The organism is Vibrio sp. 2096 (assembly GCF_033339595.1).
Classification (GTDB): Bacteria; Pseudomonadota; Gammaproteobacteria; order Enterobacterales; family Vibrionaceae; genus Vibrio; species Vibrio alginolyticus.
Map to the genome: position 1 here is coordinate 1 of NZ_JAWOUX010000072.1, position 1,230 is coordinate 1,230.

Consider the following 1,230-nt stretch of genomic DNA (forward strand, 5'->3'; position numbering starts at 1 on the left):
ATCACCGCTAGGGCCGCGCCCAACCAAGCAAATCGGTTTGGTCGGCGTTTAGTGTAAACCCAGAGCAGCGGTAGCAACATGATTGGCGTGGTTGAAGATAGCAGAGCAACCATACCTACGTTCCCTTCGCGCAGCGCGTAAAGAATTAACGTCATTCCTACGGCCATCGCGAGAAAGCCATTCAACGCCGTAATGCCAAAAACACGCCAAGTAATACGTTGGGTGGAGCGAGCAACTTTTACACCAACGATAAGTAACAAGCAGTGCGCAACGAACGCGCTGATCATTCGAATTGCCGATGCAGCGATTGGGTCGACACTGGTTTGCATGACCGGTTTGGCAATAATGCCACCGAGCGCCTGACATATTGCAGCGGTAAGGCCGAGTGAGACTCCAACCCAAATGTTGCCTTTGATTTCCTCGAGCACATTGTTAGTTTGTCCGCGTCGGCCAAAGAATATCGCCATCACCACACCGCTAAACACCAGTGCAGAACCAAGCAGTTCAATGGCCGTCATGCTTTCGCTAAACAGGAAATAACCTAAGATGGTGGAAAACACGGCATGGCAGGAAAACAACAGGCCCGCTTGCCTTGGCCCCATGCGATTCAAACACGCAAACAGTGCGGTGTCGCCAATGAAGATCCCTATCAATCCGGATGCCATCATCGGCGTAATGTGTTCCCAAGACACACTTAGCCAACCGCCGGTTATCCACGCCATGGTCGACAAAATCACGGCTGTGCAGCCCATCCGCCAACGACTGTAAGAAAAGGCACCCAGATGCTGCGCAGGAATAACCGAAATCAGGCTGGAAACCGCCCATAAAAAGGCAGCGCACAGAGCAAGCCATTCGTAACCCATGATTGATAGACGTCCTTGTTGAATAGGGTTGAGGGCTTTTAATATGCATGAAATGCCACGAGCAATGCCATCATTTTTTTATTTATTATAGGGAAGTTAAAGGTCTAGATAACATCAATAAAAAAGCAGCTCTGGGAGCTGCTTTTTCGGGGCGGTTTACACTTTAAAGCGACTGATGTTTTCTCGCATGGTGTTCGCTGTGGTGAACATTCTGCGTGCTCCTTCACTGCTTTTCAGTGATTGCTCAGCAATGACATCTGCATCGTCTTTGATGCCTTGAGTATTGCGGCTGATGTCTTCACTTACCGCTCGCTGCTCTTCTGCTGCGCTCGCAATCTGCATCGCCATATCATTAATCTCAGTGATA

1 protein-coding gene and 1 pseudogene are annotated in these 1,230 nt (G+C 49.6%); both read right to left on the minus strand.

The window, feature by feature from the left end; all coding sequences use genetic code 11:
* Positions 1-863: DMT family transporter (locus tag R7Q41_RS24115; protein WP_318144719.1), on the minus strand; the 863-nt coding region annotated here is incomplete at its 3' end.
* 156 nt (positions 864-1,019) lie between these two features.
* Positions 1,020-1,230: pseudogene (locus R7Q41_RS24120) on the minus strand (methyl-accepting chemotaxis protein); the annotation flags it as partial.